13 protein-coding genes and 2 pseudogenes are annotated in these 16,241 nt (G+C 45.7%); 11 read left to right on the plus strand and 4 right to left on the minus strand.

What is annotated here, in order from left to right; translation table 11 throughout:
- Positions 1 to 23 precede the first annotated feature (23 nt).
- From RIB93_RS32875 to RIB93_RS32885, 3 genes are read left to right on the plus strand one after another with little or no spacing between them, the layout of a single operon-like run.
- Positions 24 to 233 carry a DUF2997 domain-containing protein gene (locus RIB93_RS32875; RefSeq protein WP_446368251.1) on the plus strand — a complete coding sequence of 70 codons (210 nt, stop codon included), beginning with the start codon at positions 24 to 26 and terminating at the stop codon, positions 231 to 233.
- A 33-nt stretch (positions 234 to 266) separates the two neighbouring features.
- Positions 267 to 653 carry a DUF1257 domain-containing protein gene (locus RIB93_RS32880; RefSeq protein ID WP_446379585.1) on the plus strand — a complete coding sequence of 129 codons (387 nt, stop codon included), beginning with the start codon at positions 267 to 269 and terminating at the stop codon, positions 651 to 653.
- Complete coding sequence (locus RIB93_RS32885; protein ID WP_446379587.1) at positions 653 to 1,108, plus strand: ferredoxin; 456 nt, start codon at positions 653 to 655, stop codon at positions 1,106 to 1,108. Before RIB93_RS32880 ends, RIB93_RS32885 begins: the two co-directional genes overlap by 1 nt.
- Before the next feature lie 598 nt (positions 1,109 to 1,706).
- On the opposite strand, the gene RIB93_RS32890 is transcribed toward RIB93_RS32885, so the two are convergent.
- A complete protein-coding gene (locus RIB93_RS32890) occupies positions 1,707 to 1,988 on the minus strand; it encodes a YiaA/YiaB family inner membrane protein (RefSeq protein WP_006102895.1) in 282 nt (93 codons plus the stop codon).
- A gap of 384 nt (positions 1,989 to 2,372) precedes the next feature.
- Between RIB93_RS32890 and RIB93_RS32895 the strand changes: the two are divergent.
- The 6 genes and pseudogenes from RIB93_RS32895 to RIB93_RS32920 form a co-directional block, all read left to right on the plus strand.
- Positions 2,373 to 2,555 (plus strand): annotated as a pseudogene (locus tag RIB93_RS32895) (FG-GAP repeat domain-containing protein); the annotation flags it as partial.
- A 9-nt stretch (positions 2,556 to 2,564) separates the two neighbouring features.
- Positions 2,565 to 5,303, plus strand: coding sequence for an Ig-like domain-containing protein (locus RIB93_RS32900; RefSeq protein WP_446379639.1), 2,739 nt, complete (start codon positions 2,565 to 2,567; stop codon positions 5,301 to 5,303).
- 12 nt (positions 5,304 to 5,315) lie between these two features.
- Positions 5,316 to 6,191 (plus strand): annotated as a pseudogene (locus tag RIB93_RS32905) (tandem-95 repeat protein); the annotation flags it as partial.
- Positions 6,180 to 6,914, plus strand: coding sequence for a calcium-binding protein (locus tag RIB93_RS32910; RefSeq protein WP_446379641.1), 735 nt, complete (start codon positions 6,180 to 6,182; stop codon positions 6,912 to 6,914). The pseudogene RIB93_RS32905 and the gene RIB93_RS32910, both read left to right, overlap by 12 nt.
- A 255-nt stretch (positions 6,915 to 7,169) precedes the next feature.
- Positions 7,170 to 7,415: a UPF0175 family protein gene (locus tag RIB93_RS32915; protein ID WP_446353598.1), complete on the plus strand. Its 246-nt coding sequence runs from the start codon at positions 7,170 to 7,172 to the stop codon at positions 7,413 to 7,415.
- Positions 7,412 to 7,891: a DUF3368 domain-containing protein gene (locus RIB93_RS32920; RefSeq protein ID WP_446379589.1), complete on the plus strand. Its 480-nt coding sequence runs from the start codon at positions 7,412 to 7,414 to the stop codon at positions 7,889 to 7,891. Before RIB93_RS32915 ends, RIB93_RS32920 begins: the two co-directional genes overlap by 4 nt.
- Before the next feature lie 47 nt (positions 7,892 to 7,938).
- On the opposite strand, the gene RIB93_RS32925 is transcribed toward RIB93_RS32920, so the two are convergent.
- The gene (locus RIB93_RS32925; protein WP_446379591.1) at positions 7,939 to 8,775 is read right to left on the minus strand and encodes an ABC transporter permease; all 837 of its coding nucleotides are present in this window, start codon (positions 8,773 to 8,775) and stop codon (positions 7,939 to 7,941) included.
- Positions 8,776 to 9,144: 369 nt separating this feature from the next.
- On the opposite strand from RIB93_RS32925, the gene RIB93_RS32930 reads away from it, so the two are divergent.
- Both RIB93_RS32930 and RIB93_RS32935 read left to right on the plus strand, forming a co-directional pair.
- Positions 9,145 to 9,699, plus strand: coding sequence for a TRAP transporter small permease subunit (locus RIB93_RS32930; RefSeq protein WP_446379593.1), 555 nt, complete (start codon positions 9,145 to 9,147; stop codon positions 9,697 to 9,699).
- Complete coding sequence (locus RIB93_RS32935) at positions 9,683 to 11,020, plus strand: TRAP transporter large permease (protein ID WP_446379595.1); 1,338 nt, start codon at positions 9,683 to 9,685, stop codon at positions 11,018 to 11,020. Before RIB93_RS32930 ends, RIB93_RS32935 begins: the two co-directional genes overlap by 17 nt.
- A 228-nt stretch (positions 11,021 to 11,248) precedes the next feature.
- Here RIB93_RS32935 and RIB93_RS32940 read toward each other — a convergent pair whose 3' ends face one another.
- Together RIB93_RS32940 and RIB93_RS32945 are read right to left on the minus strand one after the other, a co-directional pair.
- Positions 11,249 to 12,229 (minus strand): hypothetical protein, encoded by a 981-nt coding sequence (locus tag RIB93_RS32940; RefSeq protein ID WP_446379597.1) that lies wholly within the window; start codon positions 12,227 to 12,229, stop codon positions 11,249 to 11,251.
- 439 nt (positions 12,230 to 12,668) lie between these two features.
- Positions 12,669 to 15,632: an efflux RND transporter periplasmic adaptor subunit gene (locus tag RIB93_RS32945; RefSeq protein WP_446379599.1), complete on the minus strand. Its 2,964-nt coding sequence runs from the start codon at positions 15,630 to 15,632 to the stop codon at positions 12,669 to 12,671.
- Positions 15,633 to 16,241 lie beyond the last annotated feature (609 nt).

Below are 16,241 nucleotides of genomic sequence, written 5' to 3' on the forward strand. Positions count from 1 at the left end.
CTGACCCAACCGTTAACAAACTGATGGAAACCTTAGAATTTGTCATTTATCCAGATGGTCGAGTGCAAGAGAAAGTCACGGGTATCGTTGGCGCCTCTTGTGCAGAAGTGACTGCTGCCATTGAAGCTCAGTTGGGGCAAGTCGTCTCAATGGAGCAAACATCGGAATACTTTACCCAACCGACTCAGCAGTCGGCAACGGCAACCGCTCAAGCGACCTACAGCGCTTGGTAAGTTTTTTTGTTCAATTCGCTTTCTTTAACCAAAATGTCACATTTCAGCAACATAAAAACTCAAATCCGCAACCTGACCTCTTTACAATCAGCGTTAACAGACCTTGGCGTCGATTGGAAAGCCGGTCCTAGTCAAGTGCGTGGGTATCAGGGTCAAACCAGAACCGCCGAAGTTGTCATCGAACAAGAGAATAACTACGATGTCGGTTTTGCCTGGAATGGCAAAGAATACGAGCTGGTTGCCGACCTCCAATACTGGCAACAGCCGTTATCTGTCGAGGGTTTCCTCAACCGAATCACCCAGGGGTATGCCTTTCATACCGTGATGAGTGAAACTGCCAAGCAAGGGTTTCAAGTCGCCCAACAAGAAAATAATCAAGACGGTTCTATCCGTTTAGTTGTCCAACGCTGGAGTGCGTAATGTCTGATTTCTCCCCAACACCAGAGCGTTCAGGGTTAGAACCCGAACTTGGCGGCGTCTTCCGAGATGCACCAGAGCGTTCAGGGTTAGAGCCTGAACTCGGTGGTGAGCTGCGGCAGAAAGGTGTTTATGTCGATGAAATCACTTGTATTGGCTGTAAGCATTGCGCCCATACCGCTCATAATACGTTTTATATTGAACCTGATCATGGGCGGGCGCGTGTTTTTCGCCAAGATGGGGACTCAGAAGAGTTGATTCAAGAAGCAATTGACACCTGTCCAGTCAATTGTATTCACTGGGTAGATTACACCGAACTTAAGCAGTTAGAAGACGAGCGACAGTTTCAGGTTATTCCCGTGGCTGGGTTTCCGATTGAGTCGGCTGTCGTGGCTACTAAAATGCGTCGCAAAAAAGCGCTTAAACAGTATAAGTCAAAGTCAAACCCAAAACAATAGGGTGTTTATTACAGTCTTTGGGATATAAATCCTCGATGGTTATTTCCATTGAGGTTTTTTGTTATGTTCGTAGGGGCGCACGGCGTGCGCCCATGGACGGCTTGCGCTGTGCGCCGATAATCTCAGCGTACCTTTAAGCTGTCATGCATTTAAATTGGGTATTAGTAGTGAGCAAGATGCAAAGCCTGCGGCATGGCTTCGCTTAACGCACTACCATCCTTTCGCCGTTATTGATATTAAGGTTTAAATACCGAACAGCTTAGCCCAGTGTATATATAGCAATTCTATTTGAGTCGTGTCCAAAAATCTGATGATTTTCGGGAATGGAGAATGGGAAAGAGTTTCAAATCTTTTTTCTATTTTTTGATTGTACCGCAACCTATTTAGGATTTCTATATAGCAACCGCCATAGCGGTTAGGACACATCATTTAGTAGAGAGACGTTCCGCCGGAACGTCTCTACAATAGTTTGTTCTAATCAATGTGTCTACTACTATAAAAATAATCTGTGTGTAATCGCACAACCCCTACAGGGCGCAAGCCTTGCGCCCCTACGGTATGGGTTAATTTGGAACTGGAAATAATCTACATCTCCCCCTTATTGAAGCGGATGATTTTCGTTGAGCAATTTTTCGATTCTTGCTTCATCTACTCTGGAGATAATCCGTTTTGATTCGTGAATATCGCGGGTGGTTTTGGAGAGGCTAATGGTTGAGCCAACGGAGAAGACTAATCCCATTCCCATAAAGCCTTTTGTCCAACTATCGACGGGGAGATATAAAATCCCGATACTCATAGCCGAGACAGAAATAATAAAAGAAGCCCAGGCTTGAAATACCCAAGCGTTACTGTGGATTTGGTTGTTAAATGGTGATTCCATAGTCCCTTTCTTCATCAAAAAGCGGTGAATTCGATTTATTCAAGAATAGGAATCGCTTGGCTGATAATTTAGGGATAACGGGACAGTTTTTGGAACTGCACAGGGATTGGATAACGGAAAGACTCGGAAAATCGTATCAAGGATTCGTCTATTATTGTGCCAGTTGAGAAATTGTTTAATTGTGCATCGCGTACATAAAAACAATTGTAGGGGCGACCCGCCGGATTCAATTAACATCACCTAACCCTTAATTTTATCGGGTCGCCCGCCGCCCGGTATCGATGTGACACCGAATTGAGAAAAGGGCGAGTCGATATAGGTTAATTCTCACACCGAACAGGTTTTGCAGCGACTCGCCCCTACAGCACTGCTGACTTCAATGGTGATGGGAATTCAGACTTAATTGTCCCCAACGTCTCCTCTGATAATGTTTCAATACTACTAGGCAATGGTACTGGTAGCTTCAGCAATGCTACCCACTTCGGGGTGGGAGATAATCCTCATGGCATCGCTGTGGGAGATTTCAACGAAGATGGTAAACCTGACTTTGTTGTAGCTAACTATAACTCCGATAACATTTCCTTACGCCTCAATACCACCAATTTCCCGCCTGTCGCGAATAACGATACCTTCACCACAACTGAAGATACCCCGATTTCCCTGAATCTATTGGCAAATGACAGTGATTTAGACACCAACGACACTCTCATAATTAGCGCTGTCGATACCGCCAATACTCAAGGCACCGTCCAAATTAATCCAGATAACACCGTTACCTACACTCCCGCTACTGCGTTTCAATCCCTCGCTGTAGGCGAAAGTATCACTGACCAATTTACCTATACCCTGGACGATGGCAATAACCATACCGCTACCGCAATAGTTTCTGTAACGGTTAACGGCATCAATGATAATCCCATCGCTAACAACGATACCGCCACCACCGATGAAGATACAGCTACGACTATTGCCGTTCTCGATAACGACAGCGATATCGAAAACGATACCGTAATAGTTTCTGGCGTTGATACCAATACTACTCAAGGTAGCGTTATCGTCAACGCTAATGGCACAATAACATACAATCCGAATACAGCGTTTCAAGACTTAGGCGCCGGGGAAACAGCAACAGATACCTTTACCTACACGATTACGGATGGCAATCAAGGCACTCATACCGCTACTGTCACCGTAACCCTTACTGGGGTGAATGATGCGCCGATTCTCAGCACTATTAATAAACTGGGTAACGAAGATACTGCAATTTCTTTTAGTCAAACTGATTTTAGTAACGCTTTTAGTGACGTAGAAAGTGACAATCCTAGTCAAATCAAAATTCAATCCCTTCCTGATGCGGGTATCTTAACCCTAAATGGCATAGCGGTTACGGCTGGACAAACAGTTGCTATTGCGGATGTCAATAGTCTCAGCTTTACGCCTAATCCTAATTTTAATGGCACAACTAGCTTTGGCTGGAATGCGTCTGATGGTACAACTTATGGTGCTGGAGAAACGGTTAATATTACGGTCAATCCGGTTAATGATGCGCCTGTTGCTCAAAATGATAGCGTTACCACGGCGGCTGATACCGCGATTGGATTAAATCTGCTCAGTAATGATAGCGATGCCGATAATGATAGCCTGATTATTTCTAATTTAGGTTGGGGGACTGGGGGTTTGGGAACCAAACCCCTACAAAATATATGGGGAACGGTTAGCCAGAATGCGGATGGCACGATTATCTATACGCCTAATCCTGATTTTCAATCTTTAGCTGTTGGCGAAACGGTTACGGATACGTTTGAGTACACTATCAGTGATGGGAATGGGGGTACAGATACAGCTAATGTCACGATAACGTTGACAGGGGTTAATGATGTACCGATTGCCGTAGATGATAGTGCGACTACCAGTGAAAATGGGGCAATTACGCTTAATTTATTAACGAATGATAGCGATGTAGATGATAGCGATACTCTCAGTATTAGCAGTATAGATACAACTCAAACTCAGGGAAGCGTCACCTTAAATACAGATGGCACAGTTACCTATAATCCAGGTACAGCGTTTCAGTCTTTAGTAGCTGGGGAAACGGCGACAGATACATTCAGTTACAGCCTAAGTGATGGGAATGGTGGAAGTGATACGGCGGTTGTAACGGTGACAGTCACCGGAATTGATGAACCGGATATTCCCGTTTTTTTTAGCGATGCCACAAATTTTGCTGTGGGGGATAATCCCTATGGTGAAGGTATGGGGATAGCGGATTTCAATTTAGATGGGAACTTGGATATTGCTGTAGCAAATCTGTCTTCCAACAATGTTTCAGTTCTTTTAGGTAATGGTAATGGTAGCTTTAGTCCGGCTAATAACTTTGGTATCTCCAATAATCCTTTCTCTGTGGCTGTTGGAGACTTTAATGGTGATGAAAAACCGGATTTTGCTGTCACTCGCACTATAGATGGCAAAGTTTCTGTGCGTCTAGGTGATGGCGCTGGTGGATTTAGCTCGGCTGGTGATTTTAATGTAGGGACGAATCCCCACCAAGTTGTCGTAGGAGACTTTAACTCAGACAATAAATTAGACTTAGCCGTTGCTAATTGGGGTTCTAAAAACGTTTCAGTTCTATTAGGCAATGGGTTGGGCGGCTTTAGCGGTGCTACAAACTTTGGGGTAGGGACGAATCCCCGCCAAGTTGCCGTGGCAGATTTTAACTCAGATAGCCACCCCGACATAGTGGTGTCAAATTGGGGTTCTAACACCGTTTCTGTACTATTGGGGAATGGGTCGGGTAACTTTAGTCCAGCCACTAATTTTACTGTAGGCACTCATCCTGGAAGTGTGGCTGTCGGAGACTTTAATGCAGATAACCAACTCGACCTAGCTGTTGCTAATATTGGTTCCAATAATGTCTCCATTTTGTTAGGAAATGGGTCAGGAGGTTTTGGGGTGGCAACTCACTTTGCCGCAGGAACTGGACCCCGTGACATTACTGTTGCCGACTTTAATGCCGATGGGAAGTTAGATATAGCCACAACAAATCAAGATGCAAATACTGTTTCAATCTTGTTAGGAAATGGGTTGGGCAATTTTAGTGAAACCCTTCAATTGGACGTAGGTAGTAATCCTATAGGTATGAATATCGGAGATTTTAATAACGACAGCAAACCTGACCTCGCTGTTGCTAATTTTGGTTCCGATACTGTCTCAATTATCCTCAATACCAGTAATTTTCCTCCCATCGCCCAAAACGATACCATTACCACGGATGAAAATACGCCCCTAATTTTCAATCCCCTCACCAATGACCAATAACCCGATGGCGACAGTCTCACGATTGACCGAATCGAAACCAATTCTACCCAAGGAATTGTCACCCTTAACCAAGATGGAACAATTACCTACAATCCCGATACCGCGTTCAACTATTTAACCACACAAGAAACAGCGACTGACACATTCAATTACGTGGTGAGTGATAGCACCGGACGCACGAATACCGCTACGGTTACCGTTACTATCACCGGAATTAATGATGCGCCTACACTGACAGCCTTTAACAAAATTGGAGAAGAAGATAGTGCGATTACCTTCACCGATACTGACTTTATCAATGCCTATAGTGACCCAGAAGGCGATAACTTTACTGCCATTAAACTGCTTTCCTTACCCCAAAACGGCACATTAACCCTGAACGGTAATCCTGTTGGTGAGGGCGCAAGCGGTGAGGGCGCAAGCCTTGCGCCCCTACAGAGTGGGTATATCTCGATTACTGACTTAAATTCCCTCACCTTTACCCCCGATGCTAACTATAACGGTAATACCAGTTTTGTCTGGAATGCTTCCGATGGGACTAACTATTCCACAGGAACAACGGTTAATTTAATCATCAATCCCGTTAATGATGCGCCTGTCGCTATTGCTGATAACGCCACCACACCAGAAAATACTCCAATTAGTATTGATATTCTCAGTAATGATAGTGATACCCTCGATGGCGATACCTTATATATCGATACTTTTGATATCTTCTCCACCAACGGGGGTACAATTACTCGTGATCAACGGGGAACTCCTAATGATTCAACAGACGACTATCTTCTCTATACTCCCGCCGCTGGATTTAGTGGCGAGGATTCCTTTAATTACACGATTACTGATGGACAAGATACAGATACCGCCACCGTTACTATTACCGTTAATTCAGTTAGCAACTTAACCTTATTTGGTACACCTAATAACGACACCCTCACCGGGGGAAATGGCGAGGATCTCGTATTTGGCGAAGCCGGGGATGATGAATTACACGGGGGTACAGCCAATGACTTCCTCAGTGGCGGCGACGATGATGATCAGCTTTTTGGTGACGCCGGAGATGATATCCTCATGGGAGAAGCTGGACGCGATCGCATTGAAGGGGGAGTCGGACATGATACGGTAGAAGGCGGCGATGGAAATGACCAACTATTCGGCAATCCCGGCAATGATATCCTATTCGGTAATAGCGGGGAAGATATCATACGCGGTGACGAGGATAATGATATCCTCTATGGCGGAGACGATCGCGATCGCTTATTTGGTGATACCGGAAATGATTTTCTCCTGGGAGAAGGTGACGCGGATATCCTGGTTGGCGGAGACGGCGATGATACCCTTGATGGCGGCGCTGGCGCGGATAAAGTCTATGGAAATAATGGGGCGGATCAGTTTATTTTACGAGTCGGTGAGGGAAGCGATACTATCTTTGACTTTAACCCTGGGGAAGATATCTTAGGGTTAGCCGGGGGAGTAAGCTTTAATCAGCTTAATCTGATGGGTATGGGGAGTACCACCTTAATTCAGATGAATGGGAGTGGGGAAGTCTTAGCCCTGTTAATCGGCGTACAAGCCAATCAAGTCAGTGTAGCCGATTTTGTCGTGGTTTAGGAATTATGCGATCGCGCCGATTCTATCAAAATTGACACACCAACCCAAACCGTAGGGGTTTGGTTTCCAAACCCACCAAACCCCAAACCCACCAAACCCCAAACCCGCCAAACCCCAAACCGATTTTATCGTGGTTTAGGAGGAATGCGATCGCGCTGATTCTATCAAAATTGACACAGAAACCCAAACCGTAGGGGTTTGGTTTCCAAACCCCTTGTCTTTACAATAGGATTGAATGAATCTAAAGCTTACCCGATGGCTGTTGTTATTCCCGATGAAGTTCTGAACATTGCCCAACTCTCGGATGTAGAGATGTTACAAGAAATTGCCATTCTGCTGTTTCAGCAGGAACGCTTGACATTGGCGCAAGCCAGTCGATTGGCAAATTTGCCCCGTTTGCACTTTCAAAAGCTGCTCGCAAGTCGTCAGATTCCTGTACATTATGATGTACCGGAATTAGACGCTGAGGTAACAATGATGCGGGAGATGGGTTATCTTTGACTATTGTTAGTAATACCTCCCCGATTACCAATTTAGCCGCGATCGCACAGCTTGATCTACTCTACCAACTCTACGGCACAATTCTGATTCCACAAGCTGTTTACGCAGAACTGACAAGGTTTAATGTACCAGGAACTATAGAAGTTCAAACGCTTAGTTGGATAGAAACTGTCACTGTAGTCAATCAGGAATTTGTCGTTCAATTACAATCGGAACTCGATCCGGGTGAAGCGGCGGCTATTGCACTTGCTGTCGAACAACAAGCGACTTTAATCATGTTAGATGAACGTCGGGGAGTACAGGTTGCTAGGCGTTATGGCTTACAGGTACAAGGTATTTTAGGTGTGCTACTTCGGGCAAAAAACCAAGGATTGATTCCAGTCGTGCGTCCTTTTTTAGATGCTTTAATCAATGAAGCGGGTTTTTGGATGACTAATAATCTTTACCAACGAATTTTACAAATTGCTCAAGAATAATTGCCTACCCAAAAATACTGTAGGGGCGACTTGCCGAATTTAACGCTCTATAATACATCTGCAAACGCGGGACGCAATTTCTGATAACACCAAAACCCTACGCCAAACATTACCCCAGAAATGCCAAAGGCGACTACCCATTCTAACCCATGTTCTACTGAGCCAACTAATACCAAGTCCCGATAAACTTGAGCAATCACCGCCAAAGGATTTAACCAAAACACCCAATCCCGGAAACGTTCGGGAATCACCGACGCGGGATAAACAATTGGCGTCAGATAAAACCAAAGATTTAAAATCACCCCTAACGTTTGGGGAATATCTCGCAAAAATACGGTTAATCCGGCTGCTAAATATCCTAATCCGGCAGTTAACAACAACTGAGTTAACCACACTAAAGGCAATAACGCTAACGTGGCATGTAATGTTCCTGAAGATATAGCCACTAACACAATCAAGGCGGCTAACCCCAAGGCACTTTCAATAAATGTTGATAAGACCGGAACCAGTGGTAATAATGTCAAGGGAAATACAACTTTCTTCACCAAATTGGTTTGTCCGACTACCGAACCCGCCGATTGAGTCAACCCGCCAGTAAAGGCAATCCACGGCAATAAACCAGCAAACAACCATAAACCAAAGGCAATATTGTTGTCCGCAGGTAATCCCTTGAGACTAAGTTTCACCTTCAGAACAATGGAAAACACGTAGGTATAAATCAGCAACTGAGACAGTTGATTGAGGAGGGGCCACAAATTCCCCAATACTGAACCCTTATACCGTGCTTCCAAATCCCGGCGCACTAATGTCCGTAGTAGGTCAAATTTGACCCACCACTGTTCCTTTATGGGCAACCAGCGTCTAATTTTACCAGCTTTTGTCATTGGTCTTATGTCTTATGTCATTGGTCTTATGTCATTGGTCTTATGTCTTATGTCATTAGTCTTATGTCATTGGTCATTAGTCTTATGTCATTAGTCATTAGTCTTATGTCATTTGTCATTTGTGATCATTGAACGGCTAGGTAGGGGCGGGTTTAGTTACATCTGGATGTAACCGAAAAGATAGTAGTGAAACCCGCCCCTACATAATTTTCCCCATCTTCCCCATCTTCCCTATCTCCCCCATCTCCCCCATCTTCCCCATCTTCCCCATGCCCCCAGAAAAAGGCGAAAGTTTCTGGTTAAGTGCTACAGTCCTGGCAACAGTGGCGGTAAAATACACATCTGGTGTTTCAGGAGAAGCCGTAAGCCTTGCAGCAATTATTACAGATTTCTAGACTCATTGATGCCTTTAACGAATGGGTGGGTCGCTTAACCTACTGGCTAGTATTACTGATGATCGCGATCGGGACTTGGAATGTTGCCGGACGCTATATTGGCTATTTTGTCGGTCAAAACCTGAGTTCCAATGCCTTTATCGAAGGTCAATGGTATTTATTTGACCTGGTATTCCTCTTGGGTGCCGCCTACGCCCTGCGCCATGATGATCATGTGCGGGTGGATGTGTTCCATAAAAGCTGGTCCCCGAAATGGAAAGCCCTAGCTGATTTAATCGGCACCGTGTTATTCTTAATTCCCTTTTGTTTAATGGTGATTTATTTCTCCTGGGAAACCATTCTCAATTCCTGGGCAATTCGGGAAATGTCGCCTGATCCGGGGGGATTACCCCGCTATCCGATCAAATCCATGATTATTGTCAGCTTTGTCCTCCTGATTCTGCAAGGAATTTCCCAAGGGATTAAAAACTGGGCAATTTTCACAGGCTATCTCACCCCCCAGGAGGAACATCATGATGCTGGATTATGAATGGTTAGGTCCTCTGATGTTTGTCGGGGCGTTGGTATTTCTGTCTCTGGGTTATCCTGTGGCATTCTCTCTGGGAGGGGTTGCGATCGCGTTTGCGATTATTGGTGTGAGTTTAGGTGTCTTTGACCCCATCTTCCTGACTGCCATGCCTCAGCGCATTTTTGGGATTATGGGAAATTATACCCTATTGGCAATCCCTTATTTTATTTTCTTGGGTTCCATGCTGGAAAAATCTGGCATTGCTGAACGCCTGTTAGAAACCATGGGGATTTTGTTTGGACGCCTGCGGGGGGGACTTGCCTTAGCCGTAGTATTAGTGGGGGCGCTATTAGCCGCCACTACTGGGGTTGTCGCTGCAACGGTGGTGGCAATGGGACTGATTTCTTTACCGATTATGTTGCGCTACGGCTATGATAAACGGTTAGCAACGGGGGTTATCGCTGCATCGGGGACATTGGGACAGATTATTCCGCCGAGTGTGGTTTTAGTTGTATTAGCGGATCAGTTAGGAATTTCGGTCGGGGACTTATTTATTGGTTCCCTAATTCCCGGCTTATTAATGACCACAGCTTTTGCGGTACATGTACTGATTGTGGCATGGCTTAAACCTAGTGCTGCACCGGCTTTACCTGCTGAGGTTCGCGACATTGGTGGGAAAGCCTTAGGACGCCGGGTTCTGTTTGCCATGTTCCCACCGTTATTATTAATTCTTTTAGTCTTAGGCAGTATCTTTTTTGGCTTTGCCACACCAACCGAAGCCGGGGCGGTGGGGTGTGTTGGTGCGATGATACTTGCGGCGGCTAATCGTAAGTTAACTTGGTTATCGTTACGCCAATCCTGTGACGCTACGCTACGAATTACCAGCATGGTAATTTTTATCCTACTGGGTTCTACGGCGTTTAGTTTAGTCTTTCGCGGGTTAAATGGCGATCAGTTTATGTTTGATATTCTCGCCAATTTACCCGGAGGTCAAATTGGCTTTCTGGCAGTGAGTATGATAACGGTGTTTATTTTAGGCTTTTTTATTGACTTTTTTGAAATTGCCTTTATTATCGTTCCTTTATTTACTCCTGTGGCGGAATCTCTGGATGTGAATCTTGTCTGGTATGGGGTTATTTTGGGGGCGAATCTGCAAACCTCCTTTCTCACACCACCCTTTGGCTTTGCCCTCTTTTACTTACGGGGTGTCGCCCCACCGGAGGTGAAGACGACAGAGATTTACTGGGGGGTAATTCCATTTATTTTGCTTCAGGCGCTAATTGTTGTCTTAATTATCGCGTTTCCGGAGTTAGTTAGTTTTCTTCCTTCGTTGAGTCGCTAATACTTAGGGGCTGCTGAATAAGTGTTGTGGTGAGGGGGAGCAGGGGGAGCAGGGGAAGCCGGGGAAGCTGGGGAAGCCATGATACATTTTCCCTGATAGCAGTTGTCAAGACTCAACTGTAGCGAGCAAGATGCTGTAGCGAGCAAGATGCTGTAGCGAGCAAGATGCTCGCACTACAACCCGGATTTTACCATTCTTGACATTAAGGTTTAAATGCCGAATAGCTGATTAAGAGGAACACAGCAACTTGATCAGGGATTGGGGTAACTCTTCAAAATGCTCTAACAAAAAGTCCAGGATTGCCAGATGGCGTAAATCTACGGGTTGAGGGGGGTAGTATCCTTTACCTCGTTTGAACCAACACTGCACTGTCCCCAGGGAACGGGAACAGATATGAGACAGTTGTTCATAAGTCACATCCCATTTGCTATAAAACTGCCTTGGCGTCATCCCTAATTCACAGTAACAATAAAGGTCAATGATGTATTTTTCCCGCTGGTTGATCGGGCGAAGATTGTGTCGCCGTCGGGGATTATAGCGTCCAGTTGAGCTATGCACAGATGGGGATGCGATCGCGCCAGGAGAATGGGTGGGATAACTGTAGGGGTTGCTATTATCTTCGGTTGGTTCAACGGTATCCGGCATTTTTTCTAAATCCGCTTCAGACGCTGTATCTGTGCTTACCCATGCTGCACTGGGAGAATCCGGGGACAGTTGGATGATGTAGTAAACCATCCACTGATTGTGATGGTGGTTGTAGTCATAAAAGCGTCCCAAAATTACGCCCCAGTCTGTTTTATTTGTTTTCCACTCAACGCGATCGCCTTCTTGGTAACGAGGAGTAGGAATTGGCAAAGTGTTGAATTGTGTGTAGGGGCGGGTTTCACTATTATCGTTTCTTTTTTCCCCAGATGTAACTAAACCCGCCCCAACTAAGTGTTGAGTCTCCATCTCTTCACCGTGACGCAGGGCGTTTAAGGCGCCAGCGATGAGTTTTCCGTCGATGCTTCGAGTCAACTCCTGGATAAATAGTTTCGCGATCGCATTCACTTCAGCATCGGTTAGGTGCATTTGCGACGCATCGAAGTCAATGTCGCGGTAGTGCTTGATCCGATCGAGGAATTGGGTCATACCAAATTCCGCTAACGCTTGCTGGGAAGTGGTTTCAGCGGTCGGAAATTTGTCGAATTGAGGGAATAAAGGTTTCATTTGCTTCTTCTCCTTGTGTTGGGTTTAGCCTATCAGGTGCTTGTAATAATGTTATAACAAAACAGTCAAAATAAAAACCCCTTTGTCTAAAAAACAAGAGTAGAGACGTTGCATGCAACGTCTCTACAATGGTGCTTAGATTTCAAAAACGTAGGGTGGGTTAGGCGGGTTTTAAACCGAAGCGATAACCATTCAATGAACAATCAGCCGTAACCCACCGATGTTAACGGAGAGGTGTATTATTTAAGGGTTGCTGAATTAATCGGGAAGCTATACTACACAAGAGTAAGCTGTCATACATTTAAATTGGGAATGGGTAGCGAGCAAGATGCGAATGGGTAGCGAGCAAGATGCTCGCACTACGGCAAGGATTTCGCCATTATTGACATTAAGGTTTAAATGCCAAACAGCTTATAAAACTCCCTACAGCAGCCCCTATCTACTTTTCCGTTTCTCGCCACAGGAATCGCTCTAAGGGAACTAAGCGCATCAATTCTCGCCCTAAACGTTGGTACAGGGGAATCTGTTCTGAGTAGATTTTGGCATATCCTGTCGCTCCCGGATAGAGTTTACCATCACTATTATCCACAACAATTTCCACTTGGGCGATGGGTTGGGGTTGGGAGGGTTCATGCTGAATTTGGGGCAGAATTCGTTGTACGGTGGCGGTGTAGGGTCTGAGTTTAGCTTGGCGGGGACGGAAGGTAACAGGTTTATGGTTTTCTACATATTCTAAGTCTTCTTCCTTAATGTCTACCGTGGCGGTGAGGCTGCTGAGTTCAGCGATTTCTAGGAGGAAGTCTTCGGTGGGTTTGAGTTCTTGATTTTGCCGTAAGTCTAAATCATTGGTGAGGATAACCCCGGCGATGGGAGAACGTAGGGTAAGATTTTGTTTAAGGGTTTTTAGTTCAGAGAGACGGTTTTTTAGGGTCGCGATCGCTTGTTGTTGAGTTACCATTTGAGATTCCGCCTGGGCAATCATTTCAGAGGCGTCAATGGCGGCAAATTGAGACGCGGTTTCGGTTTGTAAGTCACGGGCGGTGTCGGTTTGGTTTTGTTTGGCGGCGGCGATTTCTTGGGTTTTGGCGACTAGATTGCTTTCAACGTTGTGGAGTTCACTTTCGACTTCATCGCGGCGGTTGCGGGAAATCGCGCCTTGTTCGTAGAGTTGGTGATAGCGTTGTAGTTTTTCCTGGAGTTCGGGGATGCGTTCTTGCAGGCGTTGGCGTTGGGTGTTTAAGACTTGAATTTCGGGGGTGAGTTGTCCTTGAGTGACGGCTTTTGCGCGTAAGCTTTCTCGACGGGTTTTTGCCATCATCGCTTCGGCTATGGCTTGGACTTCTACGAGTTGGGCTTCGGCGCGGATGCGTTGTTTCTGGGCGGTGTCTAAGACTTGGTGGGCTTGGACGAGTTGTTGTTCGAGGGTGGCGATTTCTCGGTCTAATTCTAAACTGGATAATTGTGCCAGAATTTGTCCCGGTTGGACGGTTTCTCCAGGTTTGACGTAGATTTTTGTAATTACTCCGGCTATGGGTGTGCGGACGATGGCTCTAGCGCCTTCACGGGTTTGGAGTTCGACGGAACCTCCGACGTCAAAGGAGGTGGGGATGAGGCTGATTAGGGTTAAGCTGGTGGCGATGGTTAGGAGGATGGCGATTCGCTTTAGGGGGAGGTGGGGTTTGCGGGTTGGGGGGGCGAGTTGTAAGGGTTGGGAGGGGTTCATGGTGGTTAGGGGTTGGGGTTGGGGCTTTTTTTGAAACGCAGAGGTTCGCAGAGGGAAGCGCAGAGGTTCGCAGAGGGGTTTAGAGGGGTTTGTTTGTTTGTTTTTTTTGTTTCCTTGTACCTCGGCTGGTTTTTGGGGGAGGTAGTAGTAAATTGCCCAAAGGGTGAGTAGGGTGATTGTCCAGAAGGGGATGTTGGTTAATGTCCAATTTGTGATTAGGGTGAAGATGCTACCGAAGACGAAGAGGATATAGAGGAGGCTGAAGGGGGCGTATGTGGCGAGGATGAGGCGATTGTGGCGGGGTTCGCGGTTGGGGTTTCGGTGTAGGAGGTTGCTATAAAATTGGAAGGAACGACTGCGGAGATTGTTGATTCCGGTGAGGGCGACGGCGAGATAGTAGCCGTCAAATTTTGCCAGGGGATTCAGGTTGAGGGCGATGGTAAAGAGTGCGGCTACCATGAGGAGATAGCTGGCGGTGGCTAACCAATTGGCTGAGGATTGCCATAACCAGAAGGCGGTGGCGGCGATAATTAATTGACAAATAATACCTGCACCTACGACTAAGATTCGTTTAAATCGCGATAGGCAATAGGAATCTGTGGTATTGGTATAAGCGGCTGGCATTAAAAACATGAATAGTAGCCCGAATTCGGGGACAATGCCGTTGTAATGTTTCAGGGTAAAGGCATGTCCAAGTTCGTGTAGAGTAACGACTAACATGGCGAGTAGGGCAAAGGGGAATAGGAGAGAAATGCCCTGATTTGCGACTAATTTTTGTCCGGTGAGGAGAATTTCGGGACGTTGGGATAAACCAATAAATAGAGAAAAGGCTAAAAAAAAGCACAGGATGAGACCAATTGAACGAGTCCAAATCCAGTGCAGTTTAGTGATATGTCGAGTTAACCAAGTGTCGGGATTAAAGAGGGGAACTTTGAAAAAGAGGAGTTGTAGGGGGGTGAATTTTCGTTTGGGTGGTTTGGCGGGTTGGGTTCCGGCTAACATCCCGGTGGCGGTGAGGAGTTGTAGGAGATAGCGGAGTTGTTCAAGGGTTAGGTTATTGTTTTTGGCGATATCGGCGGGGGGATGTTTTCCTAGTTGGTTGATGGCGGCTTTACTGGGAGAATCAACTTGGAGAAAGGTGACATCTTCGGGATTGCGTAATATCCAATAACCATCGGAGTGGGGAATCCATTGAACGCAGGATTTGAGTTGAAGTTTGCCGGAATTGGCGGGGTGAGAATTTGGCTGGTGTTCTGTGCTGTCGGTGTCTACTATCTGATTATCTAGCGGTGGCTGAGAATGGGTTGAATTGGGAATTTCTCTCCTATTGTTTATGTTTTGCCCTCTGTCGGCTGCAACGGGTGGGTTAGGTGGAATCGATTTATCTGATCTGAGAATGCCAATTGTAATCAGTTTTTGCAATAAATCTAGGATAAAATTCGGGGAAATTGCTGAACTATATTTTTTCTGACATTGCTTTTGAAGTTGAGTAACCGTGAAATTTCCGGTGAAATGACTGAGGGCGTAAACCTCGGCTGGAGATAGAGGAAACTGACGATTATCGTGGCGCGATCGCAGAGTATACTGTTTGGATGACGCCTGTTGGCTGAGTTGCCAGTGGGGACTGATGTCTGGGCATATCCAGTCGGGTTGTTCTGTGAGTTCGTTTCCAACCTGCATGATGTTTGTAGTAGATGCCTATTTGTAGGGTAAACGGAAATGTTAAGGGAAATCAATCATTTTTTAATAACTTTATTAAATCTTTAAACAGAGAGTTATGGGGTTCTACGCTAAATGGCTGAAATGGGGAGTTTACCATTTCCGTAATTTCACGGAGAACAGGCTGATGTGTGAATTGTGTAGGGGCGGGTTTCACGACTATATTTTCGGTTGCACCCAGATGTAACTAAACCCGCCCAGACGCGCCATGGCGCGTCTCTACAATGGTGCTAAGACCGGATTAATCCATGACAGCTTGGTTAAGGGGGGTTAAGTTTAAAACTGTCACATTTACGCCCTATTGCTGATAATCAGGAAAAAGTTCCCAGCTTTATGAAAACTTAATAAAAAACTACAGACAAAGTTTATTATTTCGGTATAGGATAGTGAACAAGCTAGATTTACGTTCAGGTGATTTCCCCTTCAACTTAATAGGTTTTCTGTCCGAGTTTGCTGCTGGCAATTGCTGCTCTATTCAGTAACAGAATTTGCTGGAGGACTTGTTTCCATTGACTGGCAGCAGCGTTTGGGTTTCAGCGTGCTTATCCAGTGTTTCCTTAATTCATCGTC

The organism is Coleofasciculus sp. D1-CHI-01 (assembly GCF_040218875.1).
Lineage (GTDB): Bacteria > Cyanobacteriota > Cyanobacteriia > Cyanobacteriales > Coleofasciculaceae > Coleofasciculus.

Bases quoted from the DNA above. Each gene is read 5' to 3' on its own strand.
- RIB93_RS32945 (WP_446379599.1), bottom strand. From the start codon at position 15,632: ATGCAGGTTGGAAACGAACTCACAGAACAACCCGACTGGATATGCCCA.
- RIB93_RS32880 (WP_446379585.1), top strand. From the start codon at position 267: ATGTCACATTTCAGCAACATAAAAACTCAAATCCGCAACCTGACCTCT.
- RIB93_RS32890 (WP_006102895.1), bottom strand. From the start codon at position 1,988: ATGGAATCACCATTTAACAACCAAATCCACAGTAACGCTTGGGTATTT.
- RIB93_RS32915 (WP_446353598.1), top strand. From the start codon at position 7,170: ATGGCTGTTGTTATTCCCGATGAAGTTCTGAACATTGCCCAACTCTCG.
- RIB93_RS32940 (WP_446379597.1), bottom strand. From the start codon at position 12,229: ATGAAACCTTTATTCCCTCAATTCGACAAATTTCCGACCGCTGAAACC.
- RIB93_RS32925 (WP_446379591.1), bottom strand. From the start codon at position 8,775: ATGACAAAAGCTGGTAAAATTAGACGCTGGTTGCCCATAAAGGAACAG.
- RIB93_RS32935 (WP_446379595.1), top strand. From the start codon at position 9,683: ATGATGCTGGATTATGAATGGTTAGGTCCTCTGATGTTTGTCGGGGCG.
- RIB93_RS32875 (WP_446368251.1), top strand. From the start codon at position 24: ATGGAAACCTTAGAATTTGTCATTTATCCAGATGGTCGAGTGCAAGAG.
- RIB93_RS32885 (WP_446379587.1), top strand. From the start codon at position 653: ATGTCTGATTTCTCCCCAACACCAGAGCGTTCAGGGTTAGAACCCGAA.